General features: G+C 39.0%; 22 protein-coding genes and 1 tRNA gene. 11 read left to right on the forward strand and 12 right to left on the reverse strand.

Going from position 1 to position 16,972, the window contains the following annotated elements; genetic code table 11:
• The first annotated feature begins 122 nt into the window (after positions 1-122).
• Both LC090_RS13155 and LC090_RS13160 read left to right on the forward strand, forming a co-directional pair.
• Entirely contained in the window at positions 123-863 is a 741-nt protein-coding gene (locus LC090_RS13155) for a sulfite exporter TauE/SafE family protein (protein WP_226658504.1), read from the forward strand.
• A 12-nt stretch (positions 864-875) separates the two neighbouring features.
• Entirely contained in the window at positions 876-1,256 is a 381-nt protein-coding gene (locus tag LC090_RS13160) for a VOC family protein (protein WP_226658505.1), read from the forward strand.
• On the opposite strand, the gene LC090_RS13165 is transcribed toward LC090_RS13160, so the two are convergent.
• From LC090_RS13165 to LC090_RS13185, 5 genes are all read right to left on the reverse strand, one after another.
• Complete coding sequence (locus LC090_RS13165) at positions 1,251-2,777, reverse strand: MDR family MFS transporter (RefSeq protein ID WP_226658506.1); 1,527 nt, start codon at positions 2,775-2,777, stop codon at positions 1,251-1,253. The two genes, LC090_RS13160 and LC090_RS13165, sit on opposite strands and share 6 nt — an antisense overlap.
• Positions 2,778-2,831: 54 nt before the next feature.
• Positions 2,832-3,287, reverse strand: coding sequence for a cyclic-di-AMP-binding protein CbpB (gene cbpB, locus LC090_RS13170; protein WP_226658507.1), 456 nt, complete (start codon positions 3,285-3,287; stop codon positions 2,832-2,834).
• A 102-nt stretch (positions 3,288-3,389) separates the two neighbouring features.
• Positions 3,390-4,121, reverse strand: coding sequence for an SDR family oxidoreductase (locus LC090_RS13175; protein WP_226658508.1), 732 nt, complete (start codon positions 4,119-4,121; stop codon positions 3,390-3,392).
• 12 nt (positions 4,122-4,133) lie between these two features.
• Positions 4,134-5,207 (reverse strand): magnesium/cobalt transporter CorA, encoded by a 1,074-nt coding sequence (gene corA, locus LC090_RS13180; protein ID WP_226658509.1) that lies wholly within the window; start codon positions 5,205-5,207, stop codon positions 4,134-4,136.
• A gap of 114 nt (positions 5,208-5,321) precedes the next feature.
• A complete protein-coding gene (locus LC090_RS13185) occupies positions 5,322-5,480 on the reverse strand; it encodes a hypothetical protein (RefSeq protein WP_226658510.1) in 159 nt (52 codons plus the stop codon).
• A gap of 156 nt (positions 5,481-5,636) precedes the next feature.
• Here LC090_RS13185 and LC090_RS13190 point away from each other — a divergent pair, with 156 nt between their 5' ends.
• Positions 5,637-5,786: a hypothetical protein gene (locus LC090_RS13190; protein WP_226658511.1), complete on the forward strand. Its 150-nt coding sequence runs from the start codon at positions 5,637-5,639 to the stop codon at positions 5,784-5,786.
• A gap of 34 nt (positions 5,787-5,820) precedes the next feature.
• On the opposite strand, the gene LC090_RS13195 is transcribed toward LC090_RS13190, so the two are convergent.
• From LC090_RS13195 to LC090_RS13205, 3 genes are all read right to left on the reverse strand, one after another.
• On the reverse strand, positions 5,821-6,201 hold the full coding sequence (locus LC090_RS13195; protein WP_226658512.1) for a VOC family protein: 381 nt from the start codon (positions 6,199-6,201) through the stop codon (positions 5,821-5,823).
• Complete coding sequence (locus LC090_RS13200; RefSeq protein WP_226658513.1) at positions 6,198-8,051, reverse strand: PAS domain-containing sensor histidine kinase; 1,854 nt, start codon at positions 8,049-8,051, stop codon at positions 6,198-6,200. Before LC090_RS13200 ends, LC090_RS13195 begins: the two co-directional genes overlap by 4 nt.
• 114 nt (positions 8,052-8,165) lie before the next feature.
• Entirely contained in the window at positions 8,166-9,005 is an 840-nt protein-coding gene (locus LC090_RS13205; RefSeq protein ID WP_226658514.1) for a VanW family protein, read from the reverse strand.
• A 119-nt stretch (positions 9,006-9,124) separates the two neighbouring features.
• Here LC090_RS13205 and LC090_RS13210 point away from each other — a divergent pair, with 119 nt between their 5' ends.
• The 4 genes from LC090_RS13210 to LC090_RS13225 all read left to right on the forward strand — a co-directional run bounded on the left by LC090_RS13210 (position 9,125) and on the right by LC090_RS13225 (position 11,510).
• On the forward strand, positions 9,125-9,949 hold the full coding sequence (locus LC090_RS13210; RefSeq protein ID WP_226658515.1) for a hypothetical protein: 825 nt from the start codon (positions 9,125-9,127) through the stop codon (positions 9,947-9,949).
• 15 nt (positions 9,950-9,964) lie between these two features.
• The gene (locus tag LC090_RS13215; RefSeq protein ID WP_226658516.1) at positions 9,965-10,261 is read left to right on the forward strand and encodes a DUF3892 domain-containing protein; all 297 of its coding nucleotides are present in this window, start codon (positions 9,965-9,967) and stop codon (positions 10,259-10,261) included.
• Positions 10,262-10,426: 165 nt separating this feature from the next.
• Entirely contained in the window at positions 10,427-11,020 is a 594-nt protein-coding gene (locus tag LC090_RS13220) for an S-Ena type endospore appendage (protein ID WP_226658517.1), read from the forward strand.
• Positions 11,021-11,129: 109 nt separating this feature from the next.
• Positions 11,130-11,510 carry a DUF3992 domain-containing protein gene (locus LC090_RS13225; RefSeq protein WP_226658518.1) on the forward strand — a complete coding sequence of 127 codons (381 nt, stop codon included), beginning with the start codon at positions 11,130-11,132 and terminating at the stop codon, positions 11,508-11,510.
• Positions 11,511-12,240: 730 nt separating this feature from the next.
• On the opposite strand, the gene LC090_RS13230 is transcribed toward LC090_RS13225, so the two are convergent.
• Positions 12,241-12,316 (reverse strand) — tRNA-Val (locus LC090_RS13230).
• A gap of 104 nt (positions 12,317-12,420) precedes the next feature.
• Positions 12,421-12,975, reverse strand: a complete 555-nt coding sequence (locus LC090_RS13235) for a phosphatidylglycerophosphatase A family protein (RefSeq protein WP_226658519.1) — start codon at positions 12,973-12,975, stop codon at positions 12,421-12,423.
• Positions 12,976-13,091: 116 nt separating this feature from the next.
• Here LC090_RS13235 and LC090_RS13240 point away from each other — a divergent pair, with 116 nt between their 5' ends.
• From LC090_RS13240 to LC090_RS13255, 4 genes are all read left to right on the forward strand, one after another.
• Positions 13,092-13,814: an alpha/beta hydrolase gene (locus LC090_RS13240; protein ID WP_226658520.1), complete on the forward strand. Its 723-nt coding sequence runs from the start codon at positions 13,092-13,094 to the stop codon at positions 13,812-13,814.
• 109 nt (positions 13,815-13,923) lie between these two features.
• Positions 13,924-14,439, forward strand: a complete 516-nt coding sequence (locus LC090_RS13245) for a YjcG family protein (RefSeq protein ID WP_226658521.1) — start codon at positions 13,924-13,926, stop codon at positions 14,437-14,439.
• The gene (locus LC090_RS13250) at positions 14,439-14,861 is read left to right on the forward strand and encodes a GNAT family N-acetyltransferase (protein ID WP_226658522.1); all 423 of its coding nucleotides are present in this window, start codon (positions 14,439-14,441) and stop codon (positions 14,859-14,861) included. The genes LC090_RS13245 and LC090_RS13250 overlap by 1 nt, the downstream gene beginning before the upstream one ends.
• A 114-nt stretch (positions 14,862-14,975) precedes the next feature.
• Positions 14,976-15,665 carry a DUF421 domain-containing protein gene (locus LC090_RS13255; protein WP_226658523.1) on the forward strand — a complete coding sequence of 230 codons (690 nt, stop codon included), beginning with the start codon at positions 14,976-14,978 and terminating at the stop codon, positions 15,663-15,665.
• 25 nt (positions 15,666-15,690) lie between these two features.
• Here LC090_RS13255 and LC090_RS13260 read toward each other — a convergent pair whose 3' ends face one another.
• Both LC090_RS13260 and LC090_RS13265 read right to left on the reverse strand, forming a co-directional pair.
• Positions 15,691-15,924 (reverse strand): hypothetical protein, encoded by a 234-nt coding sequence (locus LC090_RS13260; RefSeq protein WP_226658524.1) that lies wholly within the window; start codon positions 15,922-15,924, stop codon positions 15,691-15,693.
• Between the two features lie 80 nt (positions 15,925-16,004).
• Complete coding sequence (locus LC090_RS13265) at positions 16,005-16,913, reverse strand: hypothetical protein (RefSeq protein ID WP_226658525.1); 909 nt, start codon at positions 16,911-16,913, stop codon at positions 16,005-16,007.
• Between the last annotated feature and the right edge of the window lie 59 nt (positions 16,914-16,972).

The raw sequence follows: 16,972 nt of genomic DNA on the forward strand, positions 1-16,972 counted from the left end.
CTTTCTACATAACCCATTATCCATAAGAGAAACTTATTGTATTTCATCATTATAATCTAATTTCATTATGGAGTGAAGGAGACTATACTATTAATGAGATCAATCAAATGGAGATGATAGAGATGGAAACAGTTTTCTTGTTTGCTATAGGACTTATTGCGACATTTGTCGGTACATTATCAGGAAGCGGGGGGCTTATTAATGTTCCCGCGATGATGTTACTCGGTCTTCCCGTTCACTCCATTATTTCGGCAAACAAATTTTCAAATATGCTAAGTTCCTTCTCTAGCTTTTATGTATTATTGAAGCGGAAAGAGCTATCAATGAGGGAAGCATTAAAAACGGGTCCAATTGCACTTAGCGGGGGTATACTCGGGGGCCTGTTTGCCTCATCACTTTCAGAACAGGCCCTGCAAATTTTTGCCGGAGGAATGCTCTTACTTGCATTAGCACTGTCCTTTAAGAAAAAAAAGCAATCCACTCAATCTTCTCGTATCGTTCCTATGAAAACTTTACCATTTATAGGGCTAATCGGATGGTACGACGGTACATTCGGTCCTGGACAGGCGACACTTCAAATGCACCTTTTTCGGCAAAGCGGCATCTCCTACCTTACATCCATAGGATTAACTCGCTTTAATACCTTTCTAAGTTGTACTGGGGCCGTAGTCGTCTATTTTTTAAGCGGGCATCTCATTATGGGAATTGCCCTCCCACTTGCTGCTGGATCGATAACGGGTGCTCAAATTTCAGTTCGAATGGCAAATAAACTTTCGTTTAAACAAGTAAACTGGTTACTGCGTTCGATGACAATTCTCCTTATTTTTCAGGTTTGCTACAGCATTTTCAAAACACAATTTTAGGAGTGAACAGACATGAGCATCGACTATATACGCCTTCATCACGTTCAAATTTGTATTCCGAAAGGTACTGAAACTACTGCGAGAGATTTTTATATCAATGTCCTCAACTTTGTTGAAATTGAAAAACCTAAAGCTTTGAAGAAGAATGGAGGCTTCTGGCTAAGAGCAGCGGATATTGAATTACATGTAGGTACTGAAGACAGCATCGTACCAGGCAAACGACATCCTGCTTTCGAAATTCAAAACCTGAACGATGCCAAAACACAATTAGAGAAACACAACATTTCGATCCAAGAGGAAACACCAATTGAAGGATTCGAACGCTTTAGCTTTCGTGACCCATTTCAGAATCGAATTGAATTTATTACACGCATCGAAATGCCCGGCTTATAATTGTGCCGGGCGTTCTTTTTTAGTAGGCTTTGGAAGAAAAAGTACGAGTAAAAAGCTTAAGAGCGCCATTACCCCTACACCACCGTATACCCATTTTAACGAGATGGTTAGTCCGTTTTGCAGAAGATCAAGTATTGCAGGATCAAGACTGTTACGCTTTGGTTCATAAAGTAATTGATTGGCTGTATTAATCGTCACCTCTTCATTAGTAGCATGGTTCATAAGGTATTGTTGAAGCCGACCATTCAATATTCCTCCGAGAAGCGCCGCCCCAACTGCACTTCCAAGTGTTCTCATAAACATGTTAGAGGCGGTCGCAATTCCTCTTTGCTTCCATGAAACGGAACTTTGGATCGCTACGATGAAGGTAGTTGATGTTAAGCCCATACCGACTCCAACTAGAAACGAACCACAGCCCGCAAAAATTGGTCCTAGTGAAGGAGTCATCAAAAGATAGATCATAGACCCACTAATAAGAGATATTCCTCCCAGCACTGAAGTCATTCTAAACCCAATCTTTATAACAAGCTTTCCCGCAATGGTTGAGGCAATTGGCCACCCAATTGACATGGTCGTAAGCGTAAAGCCTGCTACAATAGGAGATTTCTCCATTACTCCTTGTACAAATGTAGGAAGAAAACTAGAAACACCAATTAAGATCATCCCGGTTGTAAAGGTAACCGAATTCGAAATGGCGATAACCGGGTCTCGCCAAATTCCAAGTGGCATGAGAGGTTCTTTCGCTTTCTTTTCTACTTTAAAAAAGAATACCATGGCTATAAGCGATATGCTTACAAGGATAACAATCGGAGAAGAAGCCCAAGCCCAATGAACTCCCCCTTCAATCAAAACAACCATAAGCGCACTGATCGACACAAGTAACAGCGCCGCTCCAACGTAATCAATGGATTTTCTTTCTTTATCAATGGATTCATGAAGAAGCAGAACAATTCCAATTAGCGATAATAAACCAAGTGGGATGTTCATCCAAAAGACCCATGCCCAATCAAAGTATTGAACAAAGACACCGCCAAGAGCTGGTCCTGCTATGGCTGAAATCCCCCATACGCTCGCAAGATACCCTTGAATTTTTGCTCTTTCCTCCATTGTGTACATATCCCCTACAATCGTAAGAGCAATCGGTTGAACCGCTCCTGCCCCAATCCCCTGAATCAGCCTAAAAAGGATAAGCGCTTCCATCGACTCAGCAAACCCACATAAAAGTGACCCGATTAAAAATATCACGACGCCGATCGTATAAATGGGCTTTCTTCCAAATAAATCAGAAAGCTTTCCAAAAATAAGGACGGTGATCGCAGACATTAATAAGTACGCTGAAAACACCCAGCTAAATGTTGAAAACCCACCAAGGTCCCCCACGATTCCCGGCATAGCTGTAGAAACAATCGTTCCTTCGATTGCTGCCATAAACATACCGATAATAATGGCACCAAGAACAAGTGGTCGGTTTGTCTCTTTTTTTCGAATGCTATATGAGATTTGATTTGTTAGCGATTTCATTTTTCTCAACTCCACTTATGTAAAAAAAGCCCGGTTTAAGCACCGGGTAAACCATTATGTCTGTCGAACAGAAGATTCATGCAAATAGCGATTAACGAACTTTAGAAGCGCTCTTCTCGTCAATATACCTTTAAAGATATTCTCATCATCGACAACGCAAAGGAACGGGTGATCAATCGCTAACTTTAACCCTTTAAAAAAACCATCTTTTTCATTAATACATGGGATATCCGTATTCATTACCTCTTCAACAACTAATTCGCTTAATTTCTCAAATTCAATTCGCTCAATTCCTAAAATCGAATCGAGGATGAGTGGCTGACTGATCAAACCTTTTAGCCGATATTCTGTATCTAATACGGGTATCGATGAATAGCCTGACTTGATCAAGATAAGCATCGCATGTTCCAAAGGATTCGTCAGCTGTACATGAGCCACTTTTTCTGCTGAAATCACAAGATCTTCAATTCCTGTTTCATACAAATTAGGTAATTCCATATGTTTTGCCATTTAAAACGTCCCCTCAAGCATGATTCGCCCTGTAAATTTTCTCTAATGAAGGTCTGCTCTTATAGTAACATGAATGGGGATTGTCCGTTAACTGTTACTCAATTAATGTTCATAAATCATTTTTCGAGTCATGCCTCCATCAACGACAAGATTCTCACCTGTCACAAAATTATTCTCTTCACTTGTTAGAAAGAGACAGGCACGTCCAATATCAGAGGGCTTCCCCACTCTTTTTGCTGGATGCTGCTCATGATCCACTTCACGCAGAGAAGCATAATCTTCCACTTCAATCCAACCAGGACTTATTGAATTGACGGTGATGCGATCATCCGAAAGGGAAATAGCAAGCGCATGTGAAAGCGCTACAATACCACCCTTCGTAGCAGCATATGCTTCACTGTTCGGTTCTGACATAGTCGCTCTTGTAGAAGCAATGTTAACGATTGATCCTCCGTTATTTTTTCTCATGACTCGTGCTGCCGCACGTGACGCAAGAAAAACGCTTCTTAGATTTGTATTGATCACCTTGTCCCATTCATCCACGCTTAGCTCATCCATTTGCTTAAATGCTGATAAGCCTGCGTTATTAATTAAAACATCTAACCGCTCATATCTCTCTTCTATTTTATGAAAAAGACTGGCGATCGACTCTGGCTTACTCACGTCGGTTAGGATGATTTCTGTAGAAACTTCTTTCATTAAACGTTTCGTTTCTTTGCATCCATCTTCATTCACATCAGCAAGGATCACAGTATACCCCTGCTCGCTATAAGCTATCGCAACGCCTCTCCCTATTCCATGACCTGCACCAGTAACAACAGCGACTTTTCCCATCAATTTCTCCTCCTAGAACCAGTTTTTGCGTTTAAAGTAAACGAGCATTAATCCAGTAATGACGATCATGACAATCCATACAGCAGGATAACTCCACTCCCAATCTAGTTCAGGCATATTGGCGAAATTCATTCCATAGATCCCTGCAATAAACGTTAATGGAATAAAAATCGTGGAAACAATCGTTAAGACTTTCATAATTTCGTTCATTTTCATACTTAAACTTGAATAATACACATCTAATAAACCATATAATTGCCCTCTTGAAGTTTCCACCATATCATTTGCTTGAACAATATGATCATGAATATCCTGTAAGTAAAAAGATATATCTTCTTTAATGTAAGAAACTTTACGATTGATTAACTTATTTACTACTTCTCTGACCGGCCACACAGTTTTCTTTAATTGAAGAATGGTGTTTTTATACTGATTAATGTCTTGAAGCGAATGATTATCAGGGTCTTCCATGATCATCCCTTCTAATTGAGCAATGCGATCATCCATTTCATCCATGATAATCAGGTATTGGTCAAAAATGACGTCGAGTAATGAATAGAAAAGAAAATCAGCTCCGCTTTTCCTTATGCGCCCTTTGCTTTCCTGCAGTTGGAGACGAACAGGATCAAATAAATCGCCTCGTTTTTCCTGGAAGGTGATCACGGTATTTTCCATTAAAATAAAACTAACCTGCTCATCATCTAGATCTGGACTTTCTTCAGGTAAATGAAGCATTTTCACAATCGCTAATAGATGATCTTCAAAGAAATCGATTTTTGGTCGATGTTCCGTATTTAATATATCTTCTGTTGTTAGCGGGTGCAGCCCCACATGCTTACTTATTTGGTCGACCAGTTGAACATTATGTACACCATTCACGTTAACCCACGTTACTTTATCAGAATCAATCATCGTTTTTACTTCTTCGACGGTTATGTCTTCAAAAGCTTCCATTCCACTCGCATCAAATGCCATAGCCGAGATTGTTACTTCTTCTGTTTGATCGTCTCCTATATACACAAGAGACCCAGGGGGCATTCCTTTCTTCTGAGTTCGATTTCTTTTTAATTTGGTCCGTATTCCCATGACATTCACCTCAATTCTTATTTAAAATACCCCGTTTGCATGGAATGAAAACACGTGAATCTATATCATTCCAGCTATACTTTACAGCTCCACAAAAAAAAGCCCTTTAGTGGGCTAGAGTACATCTTCCTTACGAATTACATCTTCATACTTTTCCCATATCATTTCTAAATCAGATTTTGCAGAATCGGCTTTTATGGCATTCCATACGACTCCTATAAACAAAGCCAGTCCGAGAAACAGTACGACCATTGTCAACAATACAGCTACCATCAACATCCCCCTCTGTTTATTTCCTTCCATTGTATGTTCAGAGAACAGATAAAATGTCGGAATAAACAGAAAACACTTGATTCTTTTATGAAATTAAGGTAAAGTTCGTAAAATAAACATTTATCTTATTCTGGATATAAATAGGAGGCGAACGAGATGGAACACTCGAGAGCAGAAATTAGAAAAATTGAAGAAAAAGCCAAAGAAGACCAACGCCGTGCACAAAAAGCAAAAGAAGTTGTAAAGGAAGCGAAAAAAAGCGCTAACCCCCAACGTGAAAACAATGAATTTTCTTCTCATCAGTAGCAAAGAAGACGCCTCAGGAGAGGCGTCTTCTTTGCTACTGTTCTGTATTTAGTTCGATTAAATTGCCATCAGGATCAGCTACAAAAATTTGGGCAAATCCACTTTTACTCGTAGGGTTTTCATAAATTTCTACACCTTTTTCTTTAAGCCAGCGAAGCGTCTCCTTATAACTCTTCACACGGAAAGCGAAATGGCCTTCCTTAGAGGATAATTCATTTGTTTGACGTAGCGTTTTTGCCTCCGGATGAACAATAAGGTGAAGTTGTTGATTGCCGATTTGGTACCAGGCACCTGGAAAACCGAACTGAGGTCGTTCAATTTCTTCTAAGCATAGGATGTCCTGATAAAAGCTTTTTGCCTTCTCAATGTCTGTAACCGCTAAACTAACATGGTGTATACGTTGTATCTCAATCAAATCTCTTCCTCCTCTGTATGAACGAATGGCTGGTTAGCTGGTAACATGATACGAAAAACCGTTCCTTTACCTTCTCGACTCGTTACCTCAATTCGACCACCGTGTTCTTTAATGACTTTATAGCTTACCATTAATCCAAGGCCTGTACCTTTTTCTGACGTTTGGTAATATGGTTCGCCTAATCGATTGATTAGATGCTCAGGTATTCCTTCTCCATGATCCTTCACTTCAATCATAATGTCGCCACTCTCAACTTTAGCCAGTGTTGTCTGTAACTGACCACCGTTTGGCATGGACTCAATTCCGTTATTAATCAAATTCGTCATGACTTGTTTCATGTGAGACCGAATACAAACACACTCGACATTCACGTTCTGATAAATCTCTACGATATTAATTTTCCGATCAGCCGCTTTATGAGATAAGTTCTCAACTAATTCTGCCATTAATTCGTTCAAATTCACTACTTCATATGATACGTATTCTCGTTTTGAAAGAAGGAGGAATTCGTTAATGGTCCCTTCTAATTCTTCCATCTCATCCCCAACCACATTTAGAAGCTCCTGGTTTACAGCTTCATTTCCCTCAAGTAATTGAAGAAACCCTTTAATCGTAGATAAAGGATTTCGAATTTCATGCGCAACGCTTGCAGCAAGGTCACCCAGGACATGCGTGGTTTCTGTCTTGCGTAGATCTTCTTCAGCATTTTTGATCTCCGTCACATCTCGAATAATCACAAGATGATGATCTGGATAGATATGATAACTTAGTGTGAAACTAAAAAATTGTACTTCACCTGTGCTTTGACGAACTCTTTTTCCTTCCCCACTTCTCCCCAACACTGTAGAATTGTCCCAAATAAGATCACAGCCGTTTGCAAGACTAGAATAATGAGTTGAGATAACGTGATCTTCGTCTACTTCAAACATGTTACAAAAGGCCCCATTTACATTGACAATCGAACCATTTTGATCAAAGATGGCCATTCCATCAAGCGCCCTTTCAAATAGCTGGCGAAAGCGCTCTTCACTTTCCTGAATCTCTTGAATCATTTGCTTCGTATGGGTTATGTCGCGATATATCGTTAGATATATATTTCCGGCCATACTTTTTTTCGTGGTGAATTCGAGTTGCTTCTTTTCTCCACCCGGCATCGTAAACTGAATATCTCCTCGCAACTCTCCAATACGTTCCACCTTTTCCTGAAACGTTTTGCCGATCGAAACATTGATTCCCTCAAGAAAATCAAACAAATTATACGTTTTCATTTTTTCCAGGCTTGTGTTAAAAAGCTTACACGCTGCTGGATTTGCATCAATAATCATCCGATCTTTATTCCAAATGAGTATTCCATCAAGTGCATTTTCATAAATATTGGATAACTTATCTTTGCTTTCCACTAACTGAGTGAGTAGCATTTGCTCCTCTGTCACATCTCGAATAATTGATAAATTCATATCTCGATAAGCTTTATAGGTGATCGATAGCTCTACAAATTTGCGTTTGCCATTTTCTAGAATGACAGGTAGTTTCTCAATGACATGTCCTTTTTCAACTAATTCTCTTCTCATCTTTCGAAACGTACGGATGCCTTCTGGTGCAACATGATGTCCAATATTCTTAGATTGAATCGATTCCATATCCAATTCAAAAATATCACAGCAAGCCGGATTGATTTCGATTAGAGCTCCATTTTGATCCGAAAGCGTCAGCCCGTCTCTTGAGTGATTAAAAATATGATTAAGCTTTCGACTCTTTTCAATTAGTTCGAGATGCAGATCTTCCGTTTCTAACTTAGAGCCGTTTTTAAGCATGGAAGAGTTTACTTCGTCCGGTTGTTTATATTCCATACGCGGTCTCCTTTAGATTATAATAGTCTAATTATAGCATTGACACGTATAGAACATAACGATTTATGCCTATTAAGCTGTTAGGAAGTCTTGAGTATAAGAGCGATACCGCTTTTATTGATTCTCTTCAGATGAATAAATACGAATAACGACAGAGCCTTCTAACACTTTAGCACTTATGAGTAATGGTTGATGATGATCATTGCGAAATGAAAAATCTGGGCCGTACCAGCTAACCGTCGCATCTCGTCCAGGCTTTACGTAAGGCACACTTCGGCTGTGAGAATAACGTTCTAGAATTTGAACGCCAGCCAAATCAACTGCATTGAATAACGTGGAGGATACCTGACATATGCCTCCCCCTATCCCTTCAGACAATTCACCTTTGACTATAATAGGTGCCGGTAAGTATCCTCTTTCCTTTGTACGTTTTCCGACTGTTTGATTAAATGAAAACGTTTCACCTGGAAATACTACTGTGTTGTTGATCGCATCAGCAGCTAACACAATATTGGACGTCCGCTCCACGTTACTTTTTCTAAAATGCGTAACAAACGCGCCGACTTCCTTCCTGCGAATCGAGGCAAGTAGCTCTGCATTTACTCTTGGATATTGAATCACGACATCCGGTTCAACCCATGTCGTCCCCTTTTGATATAATGTTTCTAAAATCTTCGTTTGAAACTTTTCGCGCTTTAATCGATATCCACTCACACCTTCTCTAATCGATCCATGTTGATCAATAAAAGCATTTTGAGGTGGATTAGAAATTGAGGCATCCACTCTTTCAAGCAAATCATTCAGTTCTTCTTCATCATAAAAAGGTTTCCCTATCCCTTCTGAAAAGAGCTCCTGTTTTTCAACATTTAAAGGACGATTTCTATCATGAACAATAATGATCTGTTCTTCACCAACTGAATATGCAAGTGATAAGGCTAAAAGTAATGAAAACATTTTCATTCCCCCTTCTGAACTCGAAGGTAGTATGCTTCATTAATCCATTTTATAAAATCGAATAGTTCAAAATGGCTTGAGCAAAATAAGAACGATGAACGACACCAAGGGGGGAGTTAATGAAGCGATTATTGATTTTTTCAATCTTTCTCTGCGTGATTTTCTTTTCTCAAAACACCCTTGCGGTAGAGCCCTTTCATGATCTTCGACCAATTGACAGTGAAATTTCTCTTCTACCATGGGAGAAAGCGAATGAAATCATACCACGGAAAGCTATTTTTACAATAATTGATGTTGAAAGTGGCGCATCATTTCGCGTACAGCGAAGAGCTGGCAGTCATCATGCCGATATTCAACCTCTAACGAAAGAAGATACGCAAATATTAAAGGGAATCTATAAAGAGTGGAGTTGGAAACGAAGAGCTGTCATTGTTCTTCATGAAGGCAGAACCATTGCTGCTTCAATGAATGGCATGCCACATGGAGCAGGAGCATTAGATAATGGATTTAATGGTCACTTCTGTCTTCACTTTCTCAATAGCACGACACATAAAACCCCTACTCCAGATCCTGCTCATCAGTTAATGATCCTTAAAGCTTCAGGTAAGCTAGATGAATACTTATCAACATCAACACCAAAAAATCTCGTTGACGTTATGATGATTGCACTAAATAATTCAGATGAATTTATATTGAGAAGAATCCTTTCAAAAGACTTAACAAATCAAGATTTTGATTCACTATCCCGCCTAACAGTCCCAAAATGGACTGTTCAAAAAAGTGGCGATTCACCTTATGTTCAACACCTTCATGCAAAGGTTGAAGTTTATATTAAAGACACTGGAGTTATTCATACTCCAATTAAAATTACTGCAAAAAAGAATCCAATATCAAATCGCTGGGAACTTGAGATTCCAAACTTGCTGAAAATCGCAAATCATTAGAAGGAAGTGACAAAGATGGACCGATTTAACGAAGTATATGAAAATTATGTTCGAAATGCCGCCAACGAAAATTCAAGAAAACCAAATGAAAACGACAGAATGATTACGGCTGTTAGAAAAAATGAGGAAGGGGATCTTATTGCATTTAAAACCAATACTGGCGAAGAGCTTGATTATCTTCAGGCCCTCGAGGAAGCAAAGAATGGAAGGATTGCTGGGGTGGACGTTTTTGAGAAATATGGCAGAGAAATTATTCGTAGTGAGCCTGATGGCATTAAAGAGAATAACTTTGATCATTTGCCAGAGTTTTAAAATTCCTTTTAAGCTTCTCTACCTTTTATTGTAGCTGTTTTAATTGTTATCCCCCTTAGTTAAATGAATGTATTCATAAGTTATGGACATACACCTATACCAAAAAAAATTGCCTAAATACACTGATTGTAAGGGAAATTACTTGTGTGATTAAGGGGGATAAAAGTGGATAAACCGTGTACACCGTTTATTCAAGATAAAGTGAAAGGTGATTTTTGTTTGCCCTGTGATTGCAACAGGCTTACTATATGGAAAACAAACAAAAATTTATGTGCGTTTGGTAGTATTACGATTACTTACGATAAAGGTTGTAGTCCAATCATAATTGTAACTGTCAAAGATAGTGATGGAAAAAACAAAAGATTCTTCGTTCCAAAACACAATACTCGTGTAATCGTATTAGATGATCTTGCTTCGATTGATATTGAGTGTAACGGAAATAGCAAAAACCAATGCATTGGAAAATTTGTTGTTTCGTTTACTGCATGTTGCAAAAACGCCTGTAAGAATAACTGTCATGAGAATTGTTTTACTTGTGACTGCGGCTCTTGTCACGATAGTGAGTGTCAAAACCAGCATGACTGCTGTTGCCAATCACATGAAGATAACCACCTTGATGACTGGGATCAAGAAGATGAAAACAATATGATGTTAAAATATGTGATGAAAGATTATGATGATCATAATAACGACTGCGATAAAGAGTGTTCTTCCACTAAAAAAAGAAAGAACAAGCGCAAAAGTTTTTTAAATGAGTGATAAAAGAGGCATGTTACCCAATCGATCCGTCTAATCCAAAAGCAATCCTCCTGCATGTACTATATAGTAGCTACAAAGTAGTGAACAAAAACATAATGGAGGTTTTGTAATGGGAAGTTGTGGTTGTGGTTCTAAAGGTGGAGGATTTAGCTGTTGTAACAAAAAGGAATTTGTACAGGATAAACTTTGTTGCAATTTCACATTAACAAATGATACACCGGCTACCGTATACCAAACGAACGTTTCTGTATGTAGTCTTGTCGCTTCAGGATTCATTAAATTTTGCGGACCTGCAGATAGTTTTATAACTGTCCAATTTTCAAGAGGCGGCCAAGACAATGTAGTAAGTTCATTCAATGTAAATGAAGGCAGCTGTGTAAACTTTACCGTTAGTCGATTTGATACGATTATAGTAATAGGGCCAACAGATCCGGCTTCAGCTCTCGAGGGTGAGATCTGTATTACACCAAGGTATCCGTTACCGCACTAATAGCCAAGTAAAGTGAGACCTTCATTAATTGTAGGTCTTATCTTATTTTATTTACATATTTAATAAAAATATACTCACTAATCGATGAATGTTCTAAAAGCTTCCCTCACTAAAAATGAGATGGACCATCATTGAATGGTCTATCTCATTTCAACTTAGGAATACCAAATTTTTCATGAACTACTAGCGTGGACCCTACCAACTCTAACAAATTACGATACACCCATCATAAACTCCTCTGCAGGTGTTATTATTTCCTCCCGAACAGACGATTGTTAATGTAGTAGCACTCTGATTGGCAAGTGTCTTTTTCTCACCTGGAAGTATGGTGATAGGACCTGCTGTGTCAGTTGGACCAGATAGAGTTGCCGTGATCGTACAAAAAGCATTGGATGGGCCGGTATTCTCTATATTAATGACCATAGGGACTGCTTGCGCAGAAAGTACATAAGGTGTCCCCCCTAGGTTACATGCTCGATCAATGATTCCAGAGATGGGACAGGATATATTACATGCTGAAGTTGGAGTGGGTGTTGGTTCTTTCTCCTTTTTACTGCAACATGAAAATCCTTGATGACAATGACAGTCCACTTTATCAATCACCTCTTTTATACTCATCTATATGTAAGATGATTCAAGATTGCTTGTACGAATGATTGATTTTATGCCATCCTCATGAAAATATACAAAAAACCCTCATTACTAAAATGAGGGTTGGTGATTTTATGTATGGTGATCCGTATTGGGCTCGAACCAACGACCTCTACCCTGTCAAGGTAGCGCTCTCCCAACTGAGCTAACGGATCAGTTTATGTAAGGACAACTATTAATATACAGGAAGCGATAAATAACTGTCAATCTTTTTTTTAGAAAATAATAGAAAAAGGGCACCAAGGTGATGCCCTTCTGATTATCCAATCCGTTCTTCTTTATCTCGCTTTTCACGTTCTTCTTTATCTAACGCTTCTTCTCGATCACGAAGGCGATGTGCAAGACGACTCGACGCATTGGCGGCAATGCTTGCAATGAGATCATCAAGGAAGGTATGAACGCTTTCGCCTACTTTTGTATCTAGCTTTTCAATAATACCGAACTTTTGTTTATCGAGGTGACCAAAGGTGGTAACGGCAATACTTCCGTAGCCAAATACGGCACCGAGTGCAATCGTTTCATCAACGCCAAATAACCCTTCATCCGATTCCACAATGGATTGAAGTGGTTCGGAGAGTTTCCCCTGCTCAGCTAGCTTGTCCAACTCAACACCAACAAGAACGGCGTGCTGAATTTCTCGCTTCGTTAAAACGGCTTCCACACTTTCGACGCAGTCGTCCATGGAAAGGTCATCTACATAAGGAGATTGCATTTCATAAACAATCTCTGCAATATCCTCAATGGTTACACCTCGTTCTTTTATCAGGGCTTTTGCTGCTGCTTCTGTCTCTCTACTATGGATGCGTTTCTTCATAATAAGACCCCTCTCTGTCAACGATAAATACTTATGTGTTAGAATCATTATATCACTAATGTTTTTTGCATTGTCAAACAATCTAACAATTGCAACAATTTATAGGAGGCATCGCAATGAATCGAGGTACATATAAAGACGAAACCATTTATAGCGAGTATTTAAAAGAAGAAATTCCTTTTCAAGTTTACTTACCATATAACTATTCTCCCTTATACAAATACTCCTTTTTAATCGCCAATGATGGTAGCGATTACTTTAAATTAGGACGACTCGGGCGAACTGCGGATGAACTTATCGAAAATGATGAAATTGAAGAACTGATCATTGTCGGCATTCCTTACAAAAGTGTAGAGGATCGCTGGCGTAAATATCATCCTGACGGGGAGCAGAGTGATGACTACCTGCGTTTTCTTGCTAATGAACTAGTTCCTTATTTAGATGAAGAATATGCCACGTACCATCTAGGGTATGGCAGGGGGCTTATCGGTGATTCTTTAGCAGCTACGGTTGCACTTCGAGCCGCTCTAGATTATCCTCGTACATTTGGTCGTGCGATTCTTCACTCTCCATATGTGGATGAAGCTATCATGAATCAAGTAAAAGAATTTAGAGAGCCTGAACTTCTTTCGCTCTATCACATTATTGGGAAGGAAGAAACAGAGGTTCCGACCACCGATGGGAAAACAAAGAATTTTATTGAACCGAATCGAGCATTAAATAAGATTATTAATGAGAGAGAATTCGATTATTTCTATGATGAATTCGAAGGCGGACACCTCTGGAAGAACTGGCAACCGGATATGAAACGTTCGCTTCTCCACATGTTTAAACTCTAAGTGAGTCTATCGTTTCTTATTTTTGAATTTTTGGTATAATTATAAATGGAACATTATATGACTTGTCTATCAAGGGCAATCGAGACTATCAACCAGGAGGGAATGGAATATGAAATACGGCATTGCAATTTTCCCATCGAAAAAACTACAAGACGTCGCTAACTCCTTTCGGAAACGATATGATCCGCACTATGCGCTCATCCCACCACATTTAACGCTACGTGAAGGCTTTGAGGCTACAGAAGAAGAGATAGAGAAACTGACACCCGTTCTACACAAAATCTCTGATGAATCTAAACCTTTTTCAATGCATGTTTATAAAGTCGGTTCTTTTAACCCTGTCAACAACGTCATCTACTTTAAAGTGAAAGAGAATGAAGTTCTTGATGATCTGCACCGACAGCTTAACCCTCAAGAGGCGCTCTCTGAACGCGATTATAACTTTGTTCCACACATTACGATTGCGCAGAACCTATCAGATGATGAGCATTCTGATGTCTATGGCAGTTTGCAAATGAAGGACGTTAACCATGAAGAAATGATCGACCGTTTCCAACTTCTTTATCAACTTGAAAATGGGATGTGGACGGTATTTGAAACGTTCCACCTTGGTAAAGTCCGCTAATGGAAGTACGTGTTGTTGAAACTGAGAAAGAACGAAACGATGCCTTTCACGTTAGGCATACGGTTTTCGTAGAAGAACAAAACGTACCGGCTGAATTGGAAATCGATGAACATGAGGACAAGGCCATCCATTTTGTCGCTTATGATCAAAATGCACCCGTTGCAGCCGGTCGTATTCGAGTTTTAAGTGAACTGGCCAAAGTTGAACGTATTTGTGTGCTCCATGACTATAGGGGGACAGGCCTTGGTTTTCTTCTGATGAACGCAATTGAAAACCATGCTAACCAGCTTCGCCTTAAAGGAGCAAAGCTAAATGCACAAATAAGTGCTGTAGGCTTTTATGAAAAGCTTGGATATCGCATTGTTTCTGAGGAATTCATGGATGCAGGAATTCCTCACGTAACGATGACAAAGGATTTATGACACTGGATACTCCAGTGTCTTTTTTGTGTCTTTGGAACTTGAAAATGAATGATATTATCTCCATTTCCGTACATCCTAAGAAAGACTGTAAATTGAAGAGAAGAAGGTGATCCTGTGGCTATTGGATCAATTACGGTGGAACTTCTTGTTGGCTTTATTGCTTTACTGATCTTAACGAAAGCACTTGGCAAAACCCAAATCACACAAATTACCCCTTTTGATTTTATCTCTTCTCTCGTACTAGGAGAATTAGTTGGGAATGCAATTTACGATAAAGATGTGAACATTCAGTCCATTTTATATGCTGTGCTATTATGGGGCGTATTAATTTACGTTGTTGAATGGATTACTCAGAAATTTCGAGGAACTCGAAACATTTTAGAAGGAAACCCTTCCATTGTGATTCATAAAGGAAAAATTGATCGGAATCAATTAAAAAAAAGCAAGCTCGATATTAACCAATTGCAAAATTTATTAAGACAAAAAGATGTTTTTTCACTTCGAGAAGTTGAATTCGCCATCCTAGAAACGAATGGGAGTATTAGTGTTCTAAAAAAATCACAATACCTGCAGCCAACAAAGGAAGATTTCAATCTAAAAAAAGAACAGGGGTATCTGTCAGTTGATATTATTTCGGATGGAAAAGTTGACTATGAGAATTTAACAGACGCAGGATTTAACGAAGTTTGGCTCCAAAAAGTACTTAAAGAGCATAAAGTAGATCATCCTGAGGATGTACTAGTTCTTGAATGGAAAGAGGATGAAGGGGTATTTCTGCAAAAGATGGATAAGAAAAACAAATAAAAAAAAGAGCAGATAACCTCTGCTCTTAGAACCAGTAACGCCCTTTGCTCTCATCCTCATCTTCTCTACCTTCACGTTCCCTATCCTCATCAGCAACATCGTTAGAGCCAAAAAACCCCCAGGGATCACGACGATTCTCTCTTCGGTCCTCTTTGCTGTGTTTATGCTCATCTCGTTCTTCTTGAATGATGACTTCATTCGCTTTAATAATCACTCGGTCAACATGAATGACTTGTGGCTTTCTTTTCTTTTCAGACATTTCAAAACCTCCCCCTTTTATCCTCTTACTTCACGTTATCCTATGCAAGAAGAGGATAGTGGGTATGGGCGACATCTATATTAGTAGCTCAAGGCTATTTGATTGGATACTTTCATTCGATAGTTATTACTTTGAAAATACACAAAACCTTCAATAATAACAGGGTCTTTAAATTCAGATTTAATCGGAATTTGAAAACTTTCAATCGCGATTTTGTCACCTGGATGTAATGTCACTGGATGTAATGGAGATACCCATATCTCTCCTTTTTCTTTCGCTTTCTCTAACCAATCATGATCTGGAAAAACCCAGTGAACGCGATCATTTGAATCCAGCGCTTTTGTTTCAGCAACTTCAATCGGGTAAATTCTCCCTTTTAAAGTCGCCATTTCTGACGGTGAAAAACGAAAACAAACGAGTGGATTCGTTAATTTGGCTCCTCCACAATTTTCAATTTGTAAATCTCCTCGAATCATGACAGACTGTTTATCAAGAATAATAATGGAGGTATTAAAATAACTAACCGCAAAATGATCTGCGATTCCCGTTGGCTTTGCCTCCACTTCAGCTGCCTTTTCAGTAGGAAGATACTGGGCTTTTTTTTCTAAGTTCTTGATTTTCCCTTGGTAATGTTGAAGTCGCTTGTCTTTTTCATTAATCTCTATTTGCATTTCTGCTAATAGATCTTCAAACCCCTTTATCTTAGTGGAATCGTCGGTTCTATTCTTCCTTTCCTTCGTTACTTCCACTTCGTTTTTCATCTGCGTAAATTCCTCTGTTTGAGTCTCTAGTCTTTTTTCTAACTGATTTAATTCTTCTTTCAGATGAGCAATCGTGCTTTCGTGATCTTTGCTTGACTCGAGCTGCTTCTCTAATGAAGCCAATTGATCATTAGCAAAAATCAATTCCTTCTCAAGCTCTAATGATTTTTCTTGAAAATATTTTGTACGTGAAATGAGACGAGAGTAACTTAACTTCTCTCCTTGCATCGATCCTCCCCCTCTCTACCCAGAGCTAACCTTATTCTATATGTATGAGTAGTAGGTCT

It is taken from the genome of Guptibacillus hwajinpoensis (assembly GCF_020524165.1).
Lineage (GTDB): Bacteria > Bacillota > Bacilli > Bacillales > Guptibacillaceae > Guptibacillus > Guptibacillus hwajinpoensis_D.

Bases quoted from the DNA above. Each gene is read 5' to 3' on its own strand.
- LC090_RS13155 (WP_226658504.1), top strand. From the start codon at position 123: ATGGAAACAGTTTTCTTGTTTGCTATAGGACTTATTGCGACATTTGTC.
- LC090_RS13160 (WP_226658505.1), top strand. From the start codon at position 876: ATGAGCATCGACTATATACGCCTTCATCACGTTCAAATTTGTATTCCG.
- LC090_RS13165 (WP_226658506.1), bottom strand. From the start codon at position 2,777: ATGAAATCGCTAACAAATCAAATCTCATATAGCATTCGAAAAAAAGAG.
- cbpB (WP_226658507.1), bottom strand. From the start codon at position 3,287: ATGGCAAAACATATGGAATTACCTAATTTGTATGAAACAGGAATTGAA.
- LC090_RS13175 (WP_226658508.1), bottom strand. From the start codon at position 4,121: ATGGGAAAAGTCGCTGTTGTTACTGGTGCAGGTCATGGAATAGGGAGA.
- corA (WP_226658509.1), bottom strand. From the start codon at position 5,207: ATGGGAATACGGACCAAATTAAAAAGAAATCGAACTCAGAAGAAAGGA.
- LC090_RS13185 (WP_226658510.1), bottom strand. From the start codon at position 5,480: ATGGTAGCTGTATTGTTGACAATGGTCGTACTGTTTCTCGGACTGGCT.
- LC090_RS13190 (WP_226658511.1), top strand. From the start codon at position 5,637: ATGGAACACTCGAGAGCAGAAATTAGAAAAATTGAAGAAAAAGCCAAA.
- LC090_RS13200 (WP_226658513.1), bottom strand. From the start codon at position 8,051: ATGGAATATAAACAACCGGACGAAGTAAACTCTTCCATGCTTAAAAAC.
- LC090_RS13205 (WP_226658514.1), bottom strand. From the start codon at position 9,005: ATGTTTTCATTACTTTTAGCCTTATCACTTGCATATTCAGTTGGTGAA.
- LC090_RS13210 (WP_226658515.1), top strand. From the start codon at position 9,125: ATGAAGCGATTATTGATTTTTTCAATCTTTCTCTGCGTGATTTTCTTT.
- LC090_RS13215 (WP_226658516.1), top strand. From the start codon at position 9,965: ATGGACCGATTTAACGAAGTATATGAAAATTATGTTCGAAATGCCGCC.
- LC090_RS13225 (WP_226658518.1), top strand. From the start codon at position 11,130: ATGGGAAGTTGTGGTTGTGGTTCTAAAGGTGGAGGATTTAGCTGTTGT.
- LC090_RS13235 (WP_226658519.1), bottom strand. From the start codon at position 12,975: ATGAAGAAACGCATCCATAGTAGAGAGACAGAAGCAGCAGCAAAAGCC.
- LC090_RS13240 (WP_226658520.1), top strand. From the start codon at position 13,092: ATGAATCGAGGTACATATAAAGACGAAACCATTTATAGCGAGTATTTA.
- LC090_RS13245 (WP_226658521.1), top strand. From the start codon at position 13,924: ATGAAATACGGCATTGCAATTTTCCCATCGAAAAAACTACAAGACGTC.
- LC090_RS13250 (WP_226658522.1), top strand. From the start codon at position 14,439: ATGGAAGTACGTGTTGTTGAAACTGAGAAAGAACGAAACGATGCCTTT.
- LC090_RS13260 (WP_226658524.1), bottom strand. From the start codon at position 15,924: ATGTCTGAAAAGAAAAGAAAGCCACAAGTCATTCATGTTGACCGAGTG.
- LC090_RS13265 (WP_226658525.1), bottom strand. From the start codon at position 16,913: ATGCAAGGAGAGAAGTTAAGTTACTCTCGTCTCATTTCACGTACAAAA.